At 53.9% G+C, this 21,053-nt stretch carries 15 protein-coding genes and 1 riboswitch; of the genes, 3 read left to right on the top strand and 12 right to left on the bottom strand.

Annotated features, from left to right (window positions below):
- Positions 1-15: 15 nt before the first annotated feature.
- The 3 genes from NYE24_RS22925 (at position 16) to NYE24_RS22915 (ending at position 3,583) form a co-directional block, all read left to right on the top strand.
- Positions 16-1,893, top strand: coding sequence for an FAD-dependent oxidoreductase (locus tag NYE24_RS22925; protein WP_036695252.1), 1,878 nt, complete (start codon positions 16-18; stop codon positions 1,891-1,893).
- 240 nt (positions 1,894-2,133) lie between these two features.
- The gene (locus tag NYE24_RS22920; RefSeq protein WP_036695251.1) at positions 2,134-2,583 is read left to right on the top strand and encodes a hypothetical protein; all 450 of its coding nucleotides are present in this window, start codon (positions 2,134-2,136) and stop codon (positions 2,581-2,583) included.
- A 19-nt stretch (positions 2,584-2,602) separates the two neighbouring features.
- Positions 2,603-3,583: a polyprenyl synthetase family protein gene (locus tag NYE24_RS22915; protein ID WP_342476746.1), complete on the top strand. Its 981-nt coding sequence runs from the start codon at positions 2,603-2,605 to the stop codon at positions 3,581-3,583.
- A 216-nt stretch (positions 3,584-3,799) separates the two neighbouring features.
- Here NYE24_RS22915 and NYE24_RS22910 read toward each other — a convergent pair whose 3' ends face one another.
- From NYE24_RS22910 to NYE24_RS22855, 12 genes are all read right to left on the bottom strand, one after another.
- Positions 3,800-4,762: a hypothetical protein gene (locus NYE24_RS22910; RefSeq protein WP_342476745.1), complete on the bottom strand. Its 963-nt coding sequence runs from the start codon at positions 4,760-4,762 to the stop codon at positions 3,800-3,802.
- A gap of 504 nt (positions 4,763-5,266) precedes the next feature.
- The gene (locus NYE24_RS22905; protein WP_051494019.1) at positions 5,267-6,151 is read right to left on the bottom strand and encodes a UbiA-like polyprenyltransferase; all 885 of its coding nucleotides are present in this window, start codon (positions 6,149-6,151) and stop codon (positions 5,267-5,269) included.
- 17 nt (positions 6,152-6,168) lie between these two features.
- Entirely contained in the window at positions 6,169-7,452 is a 1,284-nt protein-coding gene (locus NYE24_RS22900; protein WP_036700625.1) for an aspartate aminotransferase family protein, read from the bottom strand.
- Between the two features lie 168 nt (positions 7,453-7,620).
- Entirely contained in the window at positions 7,621-9,546 is a 1,926-nt protein-coding gene (locus tag NYE24_RS22895; RefSeq protein ID WP_342476744.1) for a U32 family peptidase, read from the bottom strand.
- Between the two features lie 21 nt (positions 9,547-9,567).
- Complete coding sequence (locus NYE24_RS22890; RefSeq protein ID WP_036700649.1) at positions 9,568-10,359, bottom strand: energy-coupling factor transporter transmembrane component T; 792 nt, start codon at positions 10,357-10,359, stop codon at positions 9,568-9,570.
- A complete protein-coding gene (locus NYE24_RS22885) occupies positions 10,352-11,260 on the bottom strand; it encodes an energy-coupling factor transporter ATPase (protein WP_342476743.1) in 909 nt (302 codons plus the stop codon). Before NYE24_RS22885 ends, NYE24_RS22890 begins: the two co-directional genes overlap by 8 nt.
- The gene (locus tag NYE24_RS22880) at positions 11,236-12,102 is read right to left on the bottom strand and encodes an ATP-binding cassette domain-containing protein (RefSeq protein ID WP_341028505.1); all 867 of its coding nucleotides are present in this window, start codon (positions 12,100-12,102) and stop codon (positions 11,236-11,238) included. The genes NYE24_RS22885 and NYE24_RS22880 overlap by 25 nt, the downstream gene beginning before the upstream one ends.
- A 19-nt stretch (positions 12,103-12,121) precedes the next feature.
- On the bottom strand, positions 12,122-12,685 hold the full coding sequence (locus NYE24_RS22875; protein ID WP_036700635.1) for a Gx transporter family protein: 564 nt from the start codon (positions 12,683-12,685) through the stop codon (positions 12,122-12,124).
- Complete coding sequence (locus NYE24_RS22870; RefSeq protein WP_036700638.1) at positions 12,669-13,058, bottom strand: NusG domain II-containing protein; 390 nt, start codon at positions 13,056-13,058, stop codon at positions 12,669-12,671. Before NYE24_RS22870 ends, NYE24_RS22875 begins: the two co-directional genes overlap by 17 nt.
- A gap of 203 nt (positions 13,059-13,261) precedes the next feature.
- On the bottom strand, positions 13,262-14,797 hold the full coding sequence (locus tag NYE24_RS22865; RefSeq protein WP_342476742.1) for an HD-GYP domain-containing protein: 1,536 nt from the start codon (positions 14,795-14,797) through the stop codon (positions 13,262-13,264).
- A 495-nt stretch (positions 14,798-15,292) separates the two neighbouring features.
- Complete coding sequence (locus NYE24_RS22860) at positions 15,293-16,258, bottom strand: alpha/beta hydrolase (RefSeq protein ID WP_076162431.1); 966 nt, start codon at positions 16,256-16,258, stop codon at positions 15,293-15,295.
- A 426-nt stretch (positions 16,259-16,684) separates the two neighbouring features.
- Entirely contained in the window at positions 16,685-20,830 is a 4,146-nt protein-coding gene (locus tag NYE24_RS22855) for a choice-of-anchor A family protein (RefSeq protein WP_342476741.1), read from the bottom strand.
- 81 nt (positions 20,831-20,911) lie between these two features.
- Positions 20,912-21,004: riboswitch (cyclic di-GMP riboswitch) on the bottom strand.
- Positions 21,005-21,053: the final 49 nt, after the last annotated feature.

Genomic DNA, 21,053 nt, shown 5'->3' with positions numbered 1-21,053 from the left:
TGAGGTGAGTTTCTCTTGAAGAAAATAGTCATTTTGGGCGGCGGCTACGGCGGCGTACTCACGGCTAAGAAACTGGCAAAGAAATTTAAGAACGACAAAGATGTAGAAATCAAACTGATCGACCGAAATCCATATCACACTCTTTTGACTGAGCTGCATGAGGTTTCTGCGAATCGCGCACCTGAGGATTCGATCAAAATTGACTTGAAAAAAATCTTTGCCGGCCTGAAGGTAGATGTTGTTCTAGACGAAATCAGTAACATTGATTTCAAGAACAAGAAGCTGAAGTCCGACAAAGCCACCTATGCTTATGATTATCTGGTCATCGGCACAGGAAGCAAGCCAACCTTCTTCGGAATCCCCGGAGCAGAAGAGAACACCTTCTCCTTCTGGTCTTACGATGATGCAGTAGCCCTGAAGCGTCAGATCCGCGACATGTACACCAAAGCTGCGAAGGAAAAGAACCCGGCTACTCGCCGCGCTATGCTGACCTTCGTAATTATCGGTGCCGGCTTTACCGGCGTTGAGCTTGTAGGTGAAATGGCCGAGCAGCGCGAGGAGCTCTGCAAGGAATTCTTCATCGATCCTTCTGAGGTTAGATTGGTTGTAGCTGATATGGCTCCGAAGATTCTGCCTATCCTGCCGGATAAGCTGATCCAGAAAGCCGAAGCCCGTCTGCGCAAGCTGAAGGTAGAAATCGTTACAGGCGCCAAAATCACCGAAGTAGGCGCAGGCTCTGTTGCCCTCGGCGAGAAGAACATCGTGGATGCACAGACAATCGTCTGGACAGCCGGTGTTGAAGGCTCCGAAATCGTCGGTAACCTCGATGTTCAGCAGCAAGGCCGCAAACGTATTGTTACTAATGAACACCTTGAGAGTGTTGACCATAAGAACGTATACGTTGTTGGGGATAACATCTTCTTCATCCCTGAAGGCGAAGAACGTCCAGTTCCGCAAATGGTTGAGAATGCTGAACAGGCAGCTCCGGTTATCGCAGGCAATATCACTGCCGATATCAAGGGTACGCCTAAAAAAGCATACAAACCAGGCTTCCACGGCACCATGGTTTCGATCGGCAGCCGCTACGGTGTAGCGAACGTTGGTCTTCCGGGCAAGTTCTTCATGCTGACCGGATTCATGGCTATGTTGTCCAAACATTTCATTAATATGTTCTATCTGTCCCAGGTTGTGGGCTTCAACAAGGTCTGGACTTACATGATGCACGAGTTCTTCCATGTTGAGAACCGCAAGAGCTTCGTCGGCGGTTACTTCTCCAAGCGCTCACCGAACTTCTGGCTCGTTCCGCTCCGTATGCTGCTCGGGGGAATGTGGTTATATGAAGGTATAGAGAAGATCCGCAAGATCTGGGTTGATCCGAATAAGATTTTCCTGATTCCTGCGGCTCCTTATGCAGACGCCACATCAGCAGCAAGTCAGGCTGTAGATGCAGTCAAAACTACCGTAGATGCCCAATCTGCCGCTTCCGCAGTATCCACTGCCAAAGAAGCTGTATCGGCTCTTCCGGTTCCAGGTTTCATCTATGATATCTCTAACTGGTTCATGGATCTCATGTTCTATAACCCGGACGGTTCTTACACCTTCCTGGCCAAATGGTTCCAAATCGGTATGGTTTGTGCCGAGATCGTCTTCGGTGTAATGCTGATTGTTGGTCTGTTCACAGCGATCTCTGCTCTGGCCACGATAGGTATGGCGGTTATGATCTGGACCACCAAGATGGCAGCAACAGAAATGCTCTGGTATGTTGGAGCAGCTATTGCCTGCATCGGCGGTTCCGGCAGCGTGTTCGGCCTGGATTACTATGTTCTTCCTTGGCTCAAGAAGCAGTGGAAGAGGATTCCTCTCGTCCGGCGCTGGTATCTGTATACCGACTGATGAACCGGGTAACCGGTTGTTACGAACTACATTCATTTATAAACAGCGGCGGATGCACAGGCTCCGCTGCTGCAAGCTGAATAGGATATTCTCAAGAGTAATGTGTCCCTAGGACACATTACTCTCCTTGTTTAACGAGGTGAAAGTACATTTATATGCGCTTTTTCAACAAAGTGGTTTTGTAGGAATATTCAGGGATTGAGTTCCTTCCAGCAAAACCGACATGAAGGAGAGAAGCTTGTGAACCAAAAAATCACCCAAGATACGTTCCGGTTGCTTCAGGCTGAAATGTCTAGTATTGCCGGAATTCAGTTGTCTCTCTCTCCGGCAGAATATGAGCAAATGCTCTCGGTACTGGAACGCCATGATCTGGAGTATGACCGCAAAACCCATTTGCTAGGCATTTATACTATCCTTACCTTGGCAGCACAGCGCCATATGGAATGTGTCCCACATCATCCTGACCTGACCCGTAACATTTTGGATGGAGATTACCTGTACAGCTTCTATCTGCAGTTTGCAGTGAAATGCAGGGAGCTGGATCTGGTAGCTTATATGGCCTCTTCCATCAAAAAATTGCAGATCGAACGTTCAAATGGAGAGTTCACGGAACACAATCTGGCCAGGGAGCTTGGTGAATTCCTCATTCAGGAGCGCAGACAACGAAGCCGTACCAGCAAAGCCATTTGAACAGGTGGGAACATGAACGATGAAGCTGCACGAAGCCTTGAATATTGATCTGAATGAAATTAACCGTGAAATTAAGAATCTGGTGACCCGTGATAAGGATGTTCCCAAAAAGTCGCAGCTGGCGCAGAGCATTCTAGAACTGACAGGCTCCGGCGGTAAACGCCTCCGCCCGCTGATGGTTATTGTCGGCAGCCGGTTTGGTCCTAAGCCTGCCGGACGCCGAACCCTGCAATTATCCGCTGCGGCTGAATTTATCCATGTGGCCTCATTGATTCATGACGATATTATTGATAACGCCGAGCTGCGGCGGGGCGAGCCTGCGCTGCATATCAAGACCGGTATTCTATCCGCTGTCCATATCGGTAATTATATGTCTGCCCGCATTATTGAACTGCTCAGCAAGTACACCGGGGATAAGGACCGTTACGTTCACGATTTGTCCTCTGTCGCTACGGGCCAGCTATGTCTCGGTGAATACCAGCAATTGGAGCATGCCTTCGATTATGATCTTACACTGGAGCAATATCTGGAGAAGTCCCGTAACAAAACCGCGCTGCTGATGGCTACCTGCCTGCGGGTAGGCGCACTGTCGGCGGAGAGCAGTGCAGAGACTGCCCAGCTTCTCTATGATTTCGGCGAAGCGCTGGGGATGTCATTCCAGATTCAGGATGACATCCTGGACTTCACGCAATCGGCGGATGTCCTCGGCAAGCCGGCCGGCAGTGATCTTCGCCACGGCCAGGTTACCCTTCCTGTGCTCTTCGCCTTACAGGATGCCGAACTTGTCCCTGTCATCCGCAGAATAGGCCCTGACTCTTCTCCTGCGGACATCGAGCAGGTCTTGGAGCTGGTAAGGGGCAGTGATGCCCTGGCCCGCTCAGAGGCTGTCAGCCAGGACTATCTGTCCCGGGCTGCTGCGATTGTGGAGCAGCTCTCCAGCTTCCCGGCGCATGCTGACCTGAGGACTCTGCTGCAATACTTCGCCGGGCGTGACCGCTAAAGCACCAGCACAATGTGGTGACAACCTGTGCGAGCACAATGTATGCTGTTTTTCGCATACATTCAATTTTTAGCTGTTGAAATCCCTCTTGTCTACAAATTTATACATCTTTCCACAGCATCAGGAAACTATAGTTTCCAATACAACTACAACAAAAAAAGACTGCCGGAACTTTCCTGGCAGCCTGGGCGCCCTGTAACAGGGGCGCCCTTTTGTTTATTCATTTTCAAGCAGCATCGTATCTATCTTCTCCTGAAAATCATCCCTGTACTGACGGAATACCTCCGTATCAAACTTAGTATTGGGATCTTTGGGCTTGGGCGGGCCAATGAGGAGCTGCGCGTACAAGCTGTCAGTTTCTTGGGATAGCGGTGCCCATACTTTCTTCACATCGTCATATTCAGCACCCAGGCCTGCGATGTAGCTGTCGGATTCTTTCTTGTGGGCCATCGCAACAGCTAACCGCTCCATGGTTGCCTGAATATCCATCTTTTCGCCGACACTGTTCTTCCCGTTCTTGGAATAATAATGGAACTCAGCGAAGCCTTTGTTCCACACATCGACAATGATAAAGTTGACCAATTCATCCAGCACCGTCAAGGGCGGCAACGTCACAGCCGGAACTGGTGCCTTGAACTTGCTGCGGAGGTTGCTAAATTCGGCTTTTTCTACTGCTTCCATAGCTCTGAAGATTTTATTATCTGCAATCAGGACAATGACCTCATTGTACATATTCGACCGTTTCTCCCCTTGAAGCAGCACCGCATCTACCTTTGTCCCATTGTCATCCGTATACTCTGTAGATTCAATGACCTTGGGTCTAAGCACTTTAAGCTCTGGCTCCGTCTCCGTCAATTGGGCTTCTTTGAACAAAGCCTGCACACCGGGATGGAGATGTTCAGCCACAAATTTCTTTTTCGCCGCCACATCCGAATTGTTCACATATGTAATGATGTAGTCCAGAGCCAGCTTCTCCGCAGCCGTAGGCTCTGCCTTAGGTGCTTCAGTAGGAGTAGTTGTCGGGGCAGGAGTAATCTCTGCCGTAGGTTGAACAGTTGCAGCGACAGTGGGTGCAGCAGCAGTCGGAGTGTTATCAGGCTTCGCTGTATTGGCGTCCGAAGCGCAACCCGACAGCACAGCACAAGCCACAATAAGGCTGAGCACCAGTTTGTTGTTCAATTGGTATTCCTCCTTCAAGAAATTGGATGTTCCAAGACCTATTCTTTCTATACCCATCCAATAACCACTTAAAGCTCATGTTAATTGAAGTTTTGCTGAACAAACGAACGCAGCGCAGCGTACGTGAGTGGTGTTTAGCGTGGAGGTTTGGGGTTTGGGGTTTGGGGTTTGGGGTTTGGGGTTTGCGGTTTGGATGCCCCAAAAAGAAGAAAAGCGCGAAGCTCTAAGCTTATTCGCGCTTTTTCTGCCGCCCCGCCCCACTGGGTAGGCCTGTTGTCTTTTTGAAGTTTAATCTTCTCTGGGGGAGGTTAGGACGGAACGGAGAGGAATTTTGGAACTGGAGGAGCGGTAGCGTTCGCCTTTAACTTCGGATTCCTACCGCTTTCAGCGGCTCCAATCAGGGAATCCGAAGTTAACAGCGACCGGAAGTCCAAACATTCCGCGCAGTGCAGCTTCCAGCTCCCCAACCTCCGGCACGCGCCACACTCCGACGCGCTTCCCACCCTACTTAACGTAAAAATAATCAATCAGCGTACACAGCAAGATCACCATACTGATCACCTGATTCAAATTATAAGAAGCCACCTTCATCAGCTTACGGTTGGCAGGCTTGATAATTTTGTGCTCCGTCATGAGCAGCACCGTAGCAATGCCGATGCCCACCAGATACATCCAGCCGAGATCACGCCAGAGGTACAGGAACAGCAGCAGCATAACCATAATGAAATGCAGCCCTTTCGAGATCCGCAGCGCATTCTCCAGGCCGAAGAAGCTCGGAATGGACCATAAGCCGTTCTTGCGGTCGAACTCAATGTCCTGAGTCCCGTAGATGATATCAAACCCGGCAATCCAGAGCATCACCACAGTTCCGATCACGAATGGTGTGAACGCAATATTCCCGGTGACCGCAAACCAGGCGCCAATCGGCGCCGAAGCAATCACAAAGCCCAGATACAGATGGCTCAGGAAGGTGAAACGCTTCGTATAAGAGTAGGATGAGATCAGTACAATGGCTACCGGGGACAACACCAGACAGAGCAGGTTCAGCATCCCGGAGGCCACAATGAACAGGGCATAATTGATGATAATGAACAGAATGACTTCTTTCTCGGCGAGCAGACGCTGCGGCAGATGCCGGTGGGCGGTACGCGGATTGTTACCGTCGAAGGTGCGGTCCACCAGACGATTAAACGCATTCGCCCCGTTGCGTGCCCCGATCAGCGCGATCAGTCCCCATAACATCATATGGCCGGAAGGCCAGCCGCCCGCCGCCCACACCATCGAGATGATGGCAAAAGGCAGGGAGAACAGCGTATGGGAGAACATCACCAGCTCGCTGAACATTTTCAGTTTAAGCGCCGTATGTTTAAAAGCATTAATGATAACCATAATGTTAGGCCTCTTTCTCAGTGAATCGCTTGCAGCACTTCATGGAGTGCATCCAGCAGGGCATTGATATTCCCGGAAGTGACAACAAGCGGCGGCTGGAAGGCGAGGACGTTGCGGCCTATGCCGTTTTTGCCGATCAGGTATCCGCGGTCCTTCAGCTCTTCCAGCACATAGTCTGTCACAGCAGCGGCATCCTCAGTCTCGGAACCGGCCAGCTCGGCCCCAAGCATAAGTCCGCTGCCCCTTACATCGGTAATCAACGCAGGGTACCGCGCCTGGAGAGCAAGCAGGCCTTGCTTCAGCTGCCCGCCAAGCTCAGCCGCACGTTCCGCCAGCCGCTCATCACGGATGTAGTCCAGCACCGCCAGCGCCGTAGCCGCTGAGACCGGATTCCCTCCGAACGTCGAGGCGGAAGGCTTGTTCAGCGATTCCGCAATCTCATCCGTTGTGGAAAAGGCAGCGATGGGCACTCCGTTCCCCAGTGCCTTGGCCATGCTGATAATGTCCGGCACGACGCCGAAATGCTCCATCGCAAACATCGCTCCCGTCCGGCCGTAGCCGGTCTGGATTTCGTCGTCAATCAGCAGTACACCGTATTGCTCAAGCAGCGCCTTCACCTCACGGAAATAAGACAGCGCAGGCATGACGATCCCGCCGTTCCCCTGAATCGGCTCCACGATCATTGCAGCGATGGTGTCTCCCTGGGCAACGAGTACTTCCTTCAGATTCTGGATGGACTGAGCCGCCGCTTCCTCCAGCGTCAATTCCGGATGATATGGGCGTTTAATGAACGTAACATCCTCATCGAGGAAGGCATCGGTTCTCCACATTTGCAGCCCGGTCACACTCATAGTGAGATTGGTCCGGCCATGCAGGCCGGCCTCCAGCGCGATGAAGCCTTTGCGGCCCGTATGCATCCGCGCCAGCAGCAGCGCCCCTTCATTCGCCTCTGAGCCGCTGTTGACGAAGAATGTCCGGCGCAGCGTGCCCGGCAGCACTTCTTCCAGACGCTCCGCTAAGTCTACATTCGGCTGGGTCAGATAGATCGGCGAGGTGTGCTGCAATTGCTGCAGTTGTGCTATCGTACGTGAAGTAATAGCTGGATTACAGTGGCCGCAGGCAACCACAGAGACTCCCGCGAAGAAGTCGGTGTATTCCTTGCCTTTCTCATCGTAGACGTACTGCATGCTTCCGCGCACCAATTGCGGGGCATCCCGGTAAAAATGTGCGGTGCACGGGTAGAAATACTGCTTCCTTTTGGCAGCTACCGCTTCTCGTCCAATGATGACGCTCTGTTCCATGAAGTTCCCCTCGCTTTCAATAGCTGATGATTTAACAATAATGGCTAAGCAGGATGATCCCAAATGAGGCATACCTGTCTATTAGTTTGTGAAAAAAGGTACTTATAATTGCGCCATATGCCCTTATTATACTCGCAGCAGCGTTATTTTAAAATTGAATTATTAGCATTAGTTAAATTGCAGTGAACCGAGGGTGTACCCCGCATATACCGGCTTCAGTCCGCCCAGCAGATCATCCTCCGGCTTCGTTCCATCCATCGCAGCCTGATAAGCAGCAATAATAGTGCGCAGCTCCTCTATACTGTATGTCGCGCCTTCTATCCGGAAGCTGGCAATCCCCAGGCCGTTCATTTCACTAAGCATCGGGAGATAGCATAGCTCCTTGGCGAACAACAGATGGCAGCGGCCATATTGGTCACGGTAGACCGGGTTCTCGCCCTTGTCAGTCTTAAGCACCAGCACATCATTGCGGACATATTGATTGTCTTCTTCCCCGATCGGCTCCATCACCTCTGTATTCTCGAACAGATCATGCTCCATATACATCAGCGCAGGCGTTCCGTGCACCACAACCTCCAGCGGCAGGTCGCTGCGTGAGGTGAAGGAGGCGAAATGCTCCAGGGTCATCTCCGGCGAAACAGTCAGCTTAGTAAGGCCCAGTCCCGCATACAGCCCGGCAGACAGATGGTTGTAGACATTCAGATTAGCATCGCCAATCATCGGATAACCGGTCGCGCGGTAGCGGCGGATCGCCCCCAGGTTCGTAATGATCAGGCCGTCAATCGGCAGCCGCTCCCCGTTCAGCAGATGATCATACTGGTCGAAATGCAGCTCATTCATCATCCGCGGCAGGCCGAGATATAGCTTGGTATGACCTTTTACCGCTCCAAGGTCCTTAATATCCTGCTTCGTAAAAGGACGGTCCGGCTCAAACACATCGCCCGGCAGATACAAGCTGTCTACTCCCATCTCCAGTACGAGACGCGCTTGCTCCATATTATTTACACGCACTGCCAGCTCAGGCTTGTTAAGGGTACTGCGTCTGTCTTCAGCCATTCGCCCGCGCAGCTCCGTCACCCGCTCCGCAGACAGCTCACGCTCAGCAGTCGGTGTACTGAACACTTTGCCGGTGCTGTAGAACTTGCCTGTTCCCTCATAACGGCGGTTGATATTCGATAGTCCCGGTTTGCCAAAAGCATATGCCGTGGAAAAATCGCGCTTACGGTTATTATACAGCTCTTTGGAATCCTTGGTGCGGTCGAAGCCCAGCGGATCATCAATATAACGGTCAATCGCATCGCCGTAGCTGTTGGACAACATCACCATGAAGTCTTTATCGCGCATACGGCCTTCGATTTTGAAGGAAGTAATGCCGGATTCAATCAGCTCCGGAAGATGCTCATACATGAACATATCCTTCACCGCCAGCGGATATTCCGCAGGGAAGACGTAGCCGTCACGTTTGATCCGGTAATCCCAGCGGCATGGCTTCATGCATTTGCCCCGGTTGCTGCTCATCCCGAACACCTGGGAGCTGAAATAACAGTTCGCCCCGTGTACAGAGCACATATCGCCGTGGATGAAATATTCCAGCTCCATGCCGCTTCTTGCGCCCAGCAGCTTAGCGGTCTGCAGATCCATCTCACGCGAGGTAACCACCCGGCTGACGCCCAGCTCCTTCAGCGCATGGATCATCTCCAGATTATGCACATTCATCATGACGGAAGCATGAACCGGCAGATTCAGCCCCATCCCGCGGATCAATTCCAGCACCGCCATATCCTGCACGATCAGCGCGTCCGGACGGGCCGTGTCCAGGAAGCTGAGGTACGCTCTGGCCTCTTCCACATCCTCTTCGCTGAACAGATTATTTACCGTGATATATACTTTTTTGTCCATACTATGGGCGATATTCAAGGCTTCAATAATCTCTTCATGACTTAAGTTGTAGCCCTTGCGCATCATTCTCATGTTCAGCACCGGACCGCCGAAATACACCGCATCACACTTCGATTCAATAACAGCCTTGAAGATCTCGAAGGTTCCCGCAGGAGCCAATAACTCTACTTCTTTACCATTAAAATAACGTGCCATTTCCGTATCCCCCTAAATGTCTTACAATAATGCTACTGCAACTCCCAGAACAACGAACATAGCAACAAAAAGCGTATCCGCCGCGCCCCACCTGAGCCGGTGATACCGGCTGCGCGGCGCATCCATACGGAAGCCCCGGGCTTCCATGGAATAGATCAGGTCCTGGGCGCGCCGGAACGCACTGGCGATCACCGGAACCAGCAGCGAGACAAGCATCCGCGCCTTCTCCTTCAGCGGCAGCTCCTTCAGATCCGCTCCGCGCGAGGCTTGCGCCTTTAGAATAATCTGCGCCTCATCGAGAATCGTCGGGATGAAGCGGAGCGCGATGCTGATCATCAGCGTAATCCGGTCCGGTGACAGCCTGAGCTTCTTCAGCGGGGCCAGCACTCCCTCCAGCCCCTGGTTCAGTTTGCCCGGCGTTGTCGTGAACGTCAGCAGCGCGGTGAAGGTCAGCAGGAACAGCATACGGATCACAGAGAATGCCCCCAGCCGAAGTCCACCCGCATGCAGAGAGAATGAGCCAAGCGACCATAGCACCTCCCCTTCCTTCACGGACAGCGCCTGTACAATGAAGATGAACAACATCAGATAACGCAAAGGCTTCGCAGCCTTAATGAAATATTTCAGTGGAATGCGGGTCGTCGCCATCACCACGATGGAGAAGAGCGCAACCAGCCCGATGGATATCCAGGAAGTGGACAGCAGGATGATAGCAACATAGAGCAGCATTCCGGTAATCTTGGACCGGGCATCCAGCTTATGTACCCATGAGCCCGTATCAATGCTGCGTCCCAGCAGCAGACGCTCATTCATGGCCATTCCCCATTTCTTCCGTGCCGGAGGTATTCAGCGTGCGGCGCTCTTCCAGCAAGGCCGCAAGCCGCCCCGCGAGGCCCTCGGCTGTAAGGAGCGGCTTCTCGCCGCTAAGGCCGAAGCGCTCGGCGGCAGCCTGCCAGTAACGCAGAGACTGCGGAACCCGCAGCCCGCAGCGCTCCAGCAGCGCCGGATCAGCGGCCAGTTCGCCGCCGCTGCCCTGGAAGGCGAGCTCCCCCTCCCTCAGCAGGACCCAGTTGTCAGCATAAGGCAGCAGTTCATCCATCCGGTGCGTCACGATGATGATCGTCCGGCCCTGCTCGCGGCACAGCCGCTCCAGCAGCGCGATCAGCTCCGCCCGGCTTACCGGGTCCAGGGTGGCAGTCGGCTCGTCCAGCACGACAATGTCCGGGTCCATCGCCAGCACCGAGGCAATGGCTGCCTTGCGCATCTGTCCTCCGCTAAGCCGGAAGGGATTGCGCTCCAGCAGCGCCAGATCCAGTCCCATGTCTGTCATCGACTTGCGTGCCCGCTCCTTGGCCTCCTCCAGGCTGACTCCGAAGTTCAGCGGCCCGAAGCAGAGATCCTTCTCTACCGTATCTTCGAACATCTGCTGCTCCGGGAATTGAAAGACGAGGCCTACCCTCCGCCGCAGCGGAAGCAGCCTCGGTGATTTCTCCCCTGCAGTTATCGTTACATCCAGCACCTGCACCGTGCCTTCCGTCGGCTTAAGAATGCCGTTGAACAGCTGGAGCAATGTAGATTTACCGGAGCCGGTGGCTCCGGCAATGCCGGTCAGCGAACCCCTGGCAATCTCCAGATTAATCCCGTGCAGCGCCGTCTGCTTCCACATACTCCGGTCAGCATACGTATAGCTTACTTGCTGTAGTTGTATTGCCATAGTGTGTCTATAAGCTCCTTTTCGCTGGCGGGTACATCCACCGTAATTCCCCGGCTCTCCAGTTCACGGGCAAGCTGCCAAGTATAAGGCTCCCGCAAATGGCATTTCTCCAGCAGCTCTGCATCACGGAACAGCTCCGCAGGTGACACATCTGCCGCGATGCTACCCCCGTGCAGCGCCAGCACCCGGTCCGACGCCAGGATCTCATCGGCATCATGAGTAATCAGCAGAATCGTGTAGCTGCCTTCTGCTTGCATGTCGCGCAGAATCCCCATCAGCTCGTCGCGGCTGCCCTCGTCCAACATAGAAGAGGCCTCGTCAAAGATGACGATGCCTGGCTTCATAGCGAGAATCGAGGCGATGGCCACACGCTGCTTCTGCCCGCCTGACAGCTCTCCGGGATGCTTGGACAGCAGATGGCTGATCCCGAGCTTACCGGTATAGAATTCAAGCCGCTCCTTCATCTCTTCGTAGGGCAGGCACAGACCCTCCAGGCCGAAGAGAATATCTTCTTCCACCGTCTGACCGATGAACTGGTTATCGGGGTTCTGGAAGACCATTCCGATGCATTGCCGGATGGACTGAATCGTCTCTTCCTGCAGCGTATGTCCGCAGACAGAGATATGGCCGGCACTCTTCGGAAGCAGCGCATTCAGCAGCTTGACCAGGGTCGATTTTCCGCAGCCGTTAGGCCCCACAATGCTCACCCATTGACCCTGCGGGATCGACACGTTGATATCATGGAGAATCGGATGCTCCGGGTCATAGCCGAAGGATACGCCCTCAAGGGCAATGACTGCTGGCTTCTCACCAGCTTTTATATCGTTGTACGCTTGATTCATGTTACTCATCCTTCCGCAGCTAGTGACCCGGTCCGTTCAGGAACTCTTCAAATAAGGATATTTTGGATAGCGAGTCAACCACATACCGGACGGCGAAGCCGACAGCAATGCCTGTAATAATGCCTGTGATCAGAAGAACCGGCAGGTAATAGAAAATACTTGTTGAATTGAATACGAATGAGGCTGCGAGCAGCTGTCCCGTATTATGAGCCAATCCGCCCGCAATGCTGATACCGATGACACTGAACTTTCTGCGGCCAAGCTTCACCAGCGCGAACATCACAATGAAGCTGAACAGGGAGCCGAACAGGCTGAACAGCAGGCTGGATAGCGTACCAAGCAGGAAGGCGGTCAGCAATGTCTTGAGGATCACCAGAACCAGGACATCGCGTCCGCGCAAAAAGTAAATACAGGTCAAAATCATTATATTGGCGAAACCCAGCTTCGCCCCGGGCATTAGCCCCACTCCAGCCAGCGGGATCTGTGCCTCCACAATACTCAGCACCACAGCAACGGCAGCGAATATAGCAATAATTACGGTCCGCTTCAGCGCTGTAGCCGATTCACTACTGGACATAGCCATCTACTTCATCCTCCCCGGCCGCACTTGCAATCTCAACCAATACCCGGTGTGGAAGGCATACGATGGTCTGCTTGGGCAGCGTGATGAATCCGAAGCCGAGGCAGACCTTATCCGGGCAATCCGCATCGAACATCTCAACCCCGTAATCATGCACCTTCAGAATGTTATAGCCCCGCTCGGTGCGGACCTCAATAGTCTGCTCTTCTTTGGTTAGGGTTATCGTTTTGAATAACTTACCATCTACTGTTATATTGGCCTTGAGTTCTTTGCCTGGCCCACCTTTATCAGCATCGTTTGACAGCCATCTTGGCACGAGAAAGGCGAGCGCAGCAATCAGAACGATAGAAATCAGCAGCACATCTGCGCGTTTCATAGAAATCTCCCTTATTTTTTAATTAAAATCCAGACTTAATAATTATAACGGTCTGCCCTCAATCCTTCAATGAATGTAGTCGTTAATTGTCGCATTTCCATCGCAGTTCACAAAATAGGCACGCAAAGCCGAAGCGGAACCTCCATAAACTGGATAGTATCCGCTTCGGCAAGGAATATAAGGATATGCTTTCATCTAAAGTGTTACCCCGCTTGGACAGGCTGAGCATCCTTGCGGGCTTCCGGCTTCTCTCCGAAGTAATCCAGGAACAATCCGGCGAATTCAGGGTCCCATTGGCTGCCCCTGCCCTGCTCCAGAATGCCCAGCGCCCGTTCGTGGTCCATCCCTTTCCGGTAAGGCCGGTCGGACGTCATCGCATCATAGGCGTCCGCTACCGCGATAATCCGGCCGTGCAAGGGTATATTCGTACCGGCAAGACCATCCGGGTAGCCGAGGCCGTCATAACGCTCATGATGCGAGCGGACGCCGCCCAGATAGGGTGCCATTTTGTCCGCCGGTTCAATCTGCCGCAGAATATTCTCCCCCAGCACAGTATGGCTCTGAATCTGAAGGAACTCCTCATCCGTAAGGGCTTCTTCCTTGAACAGGACGCTGTCTCTCACCCCGATCTTGCCGATATCATGCAGCAGGGCTGACTTGCGCAGATCATCCAGCTCCTGCCCGCTCAGTCCGGCCAGCTGTCCGATAATCACCGAATACTCCGCTACACGGAGCGAATGTCCTGCCGTATAAGAATCGCGGGCATCCAGTGCCACGGCAAGGGTGGAGAAGTAGCTGTCCAGCAGCTGGCGGCTCTGCTGCTCCCGTGCCTGAAGCCCGCGGACCATCATGTTAAAGCCTGCCACCAGCTTCGAGAACTCATCGGAGTACTCATCCTGCACCTGGACCAGATTGCCGTCCTTCACCTGGTTCATCGCCTGATACAGCTCATGGATCGGATGCTGTACGCTATTCGTCAGCAGCCAGGCCGCAATGGAGGAGAACAGCGTACCGATCAGCAGCACCATCCCCGCCCAGGCCCAATAGCTCTGAAGTCCTACGACGACTATCGAATTCCCCTCACCATTCATACGGATATGTGTCGCCATAATAAACAGGAACAGCGGGAAGGTGCCGATCAGCATACAGCTCACCAGGAATTTGGGGCGTATCGGCACGAACACATGGCCCTCCAGGGAAAAATCCACGCTATACTGCTCCAGCGCACGGTTCCTGAACTCCTTAATCAGCGGAATAATGGAGGTGCAGGTCAGGAAGAATTCAATCAGGGAATGCATACAGGCCACAAGCACAGCGCAGCACATGGCCAGGATCAGATAGAAATAAGGGAACGTAACCCAGCCGGCATGGATCATCCAGAAGGTCAGCAGCAGAGCCGGAACGGATAATCCGAGCAGATGCGGCCCCATAATCCGCTGAACGGCCCGTTTGGGCAGCTGGTGCGTGTGCAGATATGCTTCTTCCAGCATCGATAGCGCAGCATTCTCCTGAACCAGTGCAGCCCGTATAGGTCTGATCTGTCTGAGAAAAATAGTAATCTCTATGGACGCCATAATCACAAAGGAACAAAGAAGCACCAGCAGGAGCCGGTAATATTCAACCCGGCTGATCTCCAGGGAAGATAACATAAGCAGACTCCCGACTGCCAGTACCGCTACAGCTGAGCTGAAGATGTAGTTCCGGATCTGTTTCTTTAAAAAAATTCTGTATAGTTCCATCTGTCCCCTCATTCCCGTCCCGGCCGCAGCCCAATATACAGTTGCATATATATGATCCCCGTGCTATAATAAAATAATATTTGTTTTCGAGTATGTTTATCCCCATCAAGAAGATGTCAGGCCGATGAATCACTTCTTTATATTATCGGCGGTTTGGACACAATATCTTACGTTTTCTTGCAGTACTTTTCCTTTTTATGAGACTAAATTCGAACATAGCATTCCGATTCACACTGGCGCGGCCACGGAGCCGCAAGGACAAAAGAGAGGTAGGGCTTTTGTCGTATTGGAAGGATTTCTCTCGCCACACGGCTGCTGGAAATAACAAGGAATAACGACACCCGTTTCGCTCACAAACGGCGGGGGATTTATATACCGATAAGACATGGCTGGCTGCTTCTCTGTTCTTCAGGGAAAGGCCCCATGTGTGGAACATAATTAGCGCCCGATAACCGCTGTCTGCGGATATCGGGCGCGTCTACGTTCTAGGGGTTTTTATCTTACAGTTTCAGCGGCAGCCGGGCTGTGTACATAGCGTTCTACGAATTCGCCTACTGTGCGGATGTATGTGCTTTTATCCGTATCATAGGACAGGCCATGCCCTGCTCCATGCACCACCAGTTGCTCCTTCGGACTCCGGCAGGCCTCATACAGCTCATTCATCATCGCATAAGGCACGAACTTATCCGCATCCCCGTGGATGAACAGAATCGGCACTTTGGCCTTGCGTACCTGCTTCAGAGCAGACGCTTCACCAAAGGAATAGCCAGCCTTCTTCCGGGTCACCAGACTGGCCACCGGCACAAACGGGAAGCTGGGCAGATGGTACATCCGCTTCAGCTGATAGGACAGCTGCGCCTTAACCGAGGTATAGCCGCAATCGGCGACAATCACCTTGACCTGCGGAGGAAGCTCCTCACCGGACGTCATCAGCACCGTGGCTCCACCCATAGATACACCATGCAGCACGATTTGCGCGTCCGGACCGTTCTCCTGCAGGACAAATCCGATCCATTTCAGATAATCCCGGCGCTCCGGCCAGCCAAAGCCGATATAATCCCCTTCGCTCCGCCCGTGTCCTCTGGCATCAGGCAGCAGCACATTGTACCCCAGATTCTCATAATAGTTCTTAGCGGTCGCCCCCATATCCTTGGCCTTCCCGGAATACCCGTGGGCAACAATGACCGTCCGGCCGGCAGCACGCTCTGACGCCAGATAATAGCCTTGCAGCTTGAGTCCATCCTCAGACACCAGCTCCACCTCACGGAAGGTCTGCCGGGACACCCACTCCGCCCCTTCTCCCCACGAGGCTCCAGCCACCGGCGGCGGATCGATCTTAAGGTCTGGGGTCTTGGCCAGGAATTCCTTAGGGGCCCGCTTAATGGCTACTCCATAAAAATAGAATCCGGCATATCCCACCCCTGCGGCCACCACGATCAGCACCACAAGCAGGGTTATCATCCACATCAACGTTCCTCCTTCAGTAAGCAACCATTCCAGCCAGGGAATAGGATCTTTTGCTTAGTGTAATTTGAGCCTAGTATAGCACGGGAGTACGGCTAACTGAAAATACAGCCGGGGCTAAGGCAAGATTCAGCATGAATGGATGGAGTATGAATTACGACGACGCTTAGGAGCACGCTCCGCAAACGGAACGTTGTTCCAATCGCTCTTGTATCCAGATTTTTTTACATTCCCCTAATCGGTGAAAATCCGGATACAAAGGCGACCGCTCCGCTTCTCCACAATCATTCCGCCCGCTCCGCTGTTTAAGTGTAGGAGTATCAAATGAAAAAAGAGCTGCTCCAGGAGAACTTCATCTCCGAAAGCAGCCCTTGTCAAATTACAGGGTCATCGTTTGTCTATATAAATCTCAGTTCCGGTGATTCACTTACGTTTGCTGTTTCTGGTGGTTCTTCTAAGAATCAAGCCCAGACCAGCGAGTGCCAAACCAGCAAAATAATAAGGAGCAGGACTGGATTCGCCCGTCTTCGGCAGCATTCCATCCACAGGCACACTGCCTAGAGGAACCTCATCATCAATAATGACTACATCGGGTGCCGGTTCCGCTGAAGGCGTAGGCTCCGGTGTTGCTACTATTGGCGCAACCGCAACAGCTGGTGTCGGCGTTGGTGCCGGTATTGTTGTAGCTATTGGAGTTGCTACAGGTCCAAGCGGCAGCGGATCATCATTCACAGCCACGTCATTGCTCACGATAAATCCAATAATCGGAGTCGGCGTAGGCACTGGAGGGAAACTGAACGGCGGCGATGTTGGCGCTGGCGTTGTTACTGGTGTTGGCGTTGGTGTTGGCGTTGGTGTCGGCGTTGGTTCTACCGTTGGTGTCGGTGTCGGCGTTGGTTCTACCGTCGGTGTTGGCGTCGGCGTTGGTTCTACCGTCGGTGTTGGTGTCGGCGTTGGTTCTACCGTCGGTGTTGGTGTCGGCGTTGGCGTTGGTTCTACCGTCGGTGTTGGTGTCGGTGTCGGCGTTGGTTCTACCGTCGGTGTTGGTGTCGGCGTCGGCGTTGGTTCTACCGTCGGTGTTGGTGTCGGCGTCGGGGTTGGTTCTACCGTCGGTGTTGGCGTCGGCGTTGGTTCTACCGTCGGTGTTGGTGTCGGCGTTGGTTCTACCGTCGGTGTTGGTGTCGGCGTCGGCGTTGGCGTTGGTTCTACCGTCGGTGTTGGTGTCGGCGTTGGTTCTACCGTCGGTGTTGGTGTCGGCGTCGGCGTTGGCGTTGGTTCTACCGTCGGTGTTGGTGTCGGCGTTGGTTCTACCGTCGGTGTTGGTGTCGGCGTCGGCGTTGGCGTTGGTTCTACCGTCGGTGTTGGTGTCGGCGTCGGCGTTGGCGTTGGTTCTACCGTCGGTGTTGGTGTCGGCGTTGGTTCTACCGTCGGTGTTGGTGTCGGTGTTGGTTCCACCGTCGGTGTTGGTGTCGGCGTCGGCGTTGGTTCTACCGTCGGTGTTGGTGTCGGCGTCGGCGTTGGTTCTACCGTCGGTGTTGGTGTCGGTGTCGGCGTTGGTTCTACCGTCGGTGTTGGTGTCGGCGTTGGTTCTACCGTCGGTGTTGGTGTCGGCGTTGGCGTCGGCGTTGGTTCTACCGTCGGTGTTGGTGTCGGCGTTGGTTCTACCGTCGGTGTTGGTGTCGGCGTTGGCGTCGGCGTTGGTTCTACCGTCGGTGTTGGTGTCGGCGTTGGCGTCGGCGTTGGTTCTACCGTCGGTGTTGGTGTCGGCGTTGGCGTCGGCGTTGGTTCTACCGTCGGTGTTGGTGTCGGCGTTGGCGTCGGCGTTGGTTCTACCGTCGGTGTTGGTGTCGGCGTCGGTGTTGGTGTCGGCGTCGGTGTCGGCGTTGGTTCTACCGTCGGTGTTGGTGTCGGTGTTGGTTCCACCGTCGGTGTTGGTGTCGGCGTCGGCGTTGGTTCTACCGTCGGTGTTGGTGTCGGTGTCGGCGTTGGTTCTACCGTCGGTGTTGGTGTCGGCGTTGGCGTCGGCGTTGGTGTCGGCGTCGGCGTTGGCGTTGGTTCTACCGTCGGTGTTGGTGTCGGCGTCGGCGTTGGCGTTGGTTCTACCGTCGGTGTTGGTGTCGGCGTTGGTTCTACCGTCGGTGTTGGTGTCGGTGTTGGTTCCACCGTCGGTGTTGGTGTCGGCGTCGGCGTTGGTTCTACCGTCGGTGTTGGTGTCGGCGTCGGCGTTGGTTCTACCGTCGGTGTTGGTGTCGGTGTCGGCGTTGGTTCTACCGTCGGTGTTGGTGTCGGCGTTGGTTCTACCGTCGGTGTTGGTGTCGGCGTTGGCGTCGGTGTCGGCGTTGGTGTCGGCTCTACCGTCGGCGTTGGTGTCGGCACTGCTGTCGGCGTTGGTGTCGGTACCACTGTTGGCGTTGGTGTCGGTACCGCTGTTGGCGTTGGTGTTGGCACTGCTGTCGGTGTTGGTGTCGGCTCAACTGTCGGCGTTGGTATCGGCGTTGGCGTTGGTGTCGGCTCAACTGTCGGCGTTGGTGTCGGCTCTACCGTCGGCGTTGGTGTCGGCACTGCTGTCGGCGTTGGTGTCGGTACCGCTGTTGGCGTTGGTGTTGGCACCGCTGTTGGCGTTGGTGTTGGCACCGCTGTTGGCGTTGGTGTTGGCACCGCTGTTGGCGTTGGTGTCGGTACCGCTGTTGGCGTTGGTGTTGGCTCTGCCGTTGGTGTTGGTGTCGGTACTGCCGTTGGTGTTGGTGTTGGCACCGCTGTTGGCGTTGGTGTCGGTACCGCTGTTGGCGTTGGTGTTGGCTCTGCCGTTGGCGTTGGTGTCGGTACCGCTGTTGGCGTTGGTGTTGGCACCGCTGTTGGTGTTGGTGTTGGTGTTGGTGTTGGTGTTGGCACCGCTGTTGGCGTTGGTGTTGGCACCGCTGTTGGCGTTGGTGTTGGCACCGCTGTTGGCGTTGGTGTCGGTACCGCTGTTGGCGTTGGTGTTGGCTCTGCCGTTGGCGTTGGTGTTGGCACCGCTGTTGGCGTTGGTGTTGGCACCGCTGTTGGCGTTGGTGTTGGCACCGCTGTTGGCGTTGGTGTTGGCACCGCTGTTGGCGTTGGTGTTGGCACCGCTGTTGGCGTTGGTGTTGGCTTCACGGTTGGTGTTGGCGTCGGCTTCACGGTTGGTGTTGGCGTTGGCTTCACGGTTGGTGTTGGCGTCGGCTTCACGGTTGGTGTTGGCGTCGGCTTCACTGTCGGCGTTGGCTTCACTGTCGGCGTTGGCGTCGGCTTCACAGTTGGTGTTGGCGTCGGTTTCACGGTTGGTGTTGGCGTCGGTTTCACGGTTGGTGTTGGCGTCGGCTTCACGGTTGGTGTTGGCGTCGGCTTCACGGTTGGTGTTGGCGTCGGCTTCACGGTTGGTGTTGGCGTCGGCTTCACTGTCGGTGTTGGCGTCGGCTTCACTGTCGGTGTTGGCGTCGGCTTCACTGTCGGTGTCGGCGTTACCGTCGGTGTTGGTTTCACTGTTGGTGTCGGCGTTACCGTCGGTGTTGGTTTTACTGTCGGTGTTGGCGTTACCGTTGGTGTAGGCTTCACTGTCGGTGTCGGCGTTACCGTCGGTGTTGGCTTCACAGTCGGTGTCGGCGTTACCGTCGGTGTAGGCTTCACAGTTGGTGTCGGTGATGGACTAGGGGTCGGCGTTGCGGTCGGCGTCGGACTCGGCGGCGGCCCCTCTCCCTCGTACATCCCAAGGTGCATCTCAACCCCGCCGCGAAAAGATTTTGCAATCAGGGTCCCGTAAAGCTCTGCTCCGGCATAATGAACATCCGCTCTAGGTGCGAGGATCGTCCCGTAGAATGAGGTATAAGCGATATTCACCGCAGAGGCTTCGTAAAAGTTGAACAATACTTGACTGGCTCTGCCGTCCTTCATTGAAAAGCTCGGCACATTGACTGTAGGCCCGCTTATATTAATAATCAGCGTAGCGTTCTGGGCAATGTTGAACTGAATATAATTCGTACTCGCCAGTGTCGCGGCATCCACATGAACCACATTGAAGCGATCTGGTGCATTTATCGTAAGCTGCCCATAATGATTATTGCCAATCTCATTCGTGTCGGCCAAGGCCCCATACTCTGTGGAACGCGAGATTAGAAACTCCCGCTCGGCTGCAAAATCAATCGGGCTGGCATTTTTCTTCCCGCCTCTAATGTTGACACCAGGCTCATTGGCTGTAAAGCTATCCCCAAATACTACATTTCCATAGATCTCTCCACTGCCTGAATGTACAAAATTCTTACCGGCCACAAGTACATCCGTCGGCGCAGCACCACTGTATGCTCTTGCTACTCCGTAACCTCCCGAGAGGGTAATGTTCCCTGCCGCTGCCAGGCGGCCCTCAATCTGATCATTGCTCTGTGCAAAATCCCCGAGGATAAAAGCATTAAAATTCCCTGCGACTCCTAAAACCGGTGTTGGCGTATACGGCACCCCTGAAGCTGCTCTAACATCCGTCCCCCACGTAAAAGCACTGGATAAGGTCAATAGGCCAGCCATAATGATGGCGGCTGTTTTACGCACTCTTTTTTTCAATAGTCCACACCTCCTAGTTACTATTCTATGAATCTGTCACGCAACTATAACAACAAAAAGACCGCCACGAAGGGTTAGCTTCACGGCGGCCGGACGACCCTAGCCTCAACTTTAGAGACAGTAGATTCCTGACTTTGCGTCCCGTTCTTTCGATACGGTTTGCGTTTGTACATGATTTCGGTATGAAATTGAGATTTGCTTATGTAAATTCGTTGTTGAGTCT

Origin of the sequence: Paenibacillus sp. FSL H7-0350, from assembly GCF_038593195.1 — a bacterium.
In the GTDB taxonomy this organism is placed as follows: domain Bacteria; phylum Bacillota; class Bacilli; order Paenibacillales; family Paenibacillaceae; genus Paenibacillus_AQ.
This window is presented reverse-complemented; position numbering and strand designations above follow the sequence as displayed.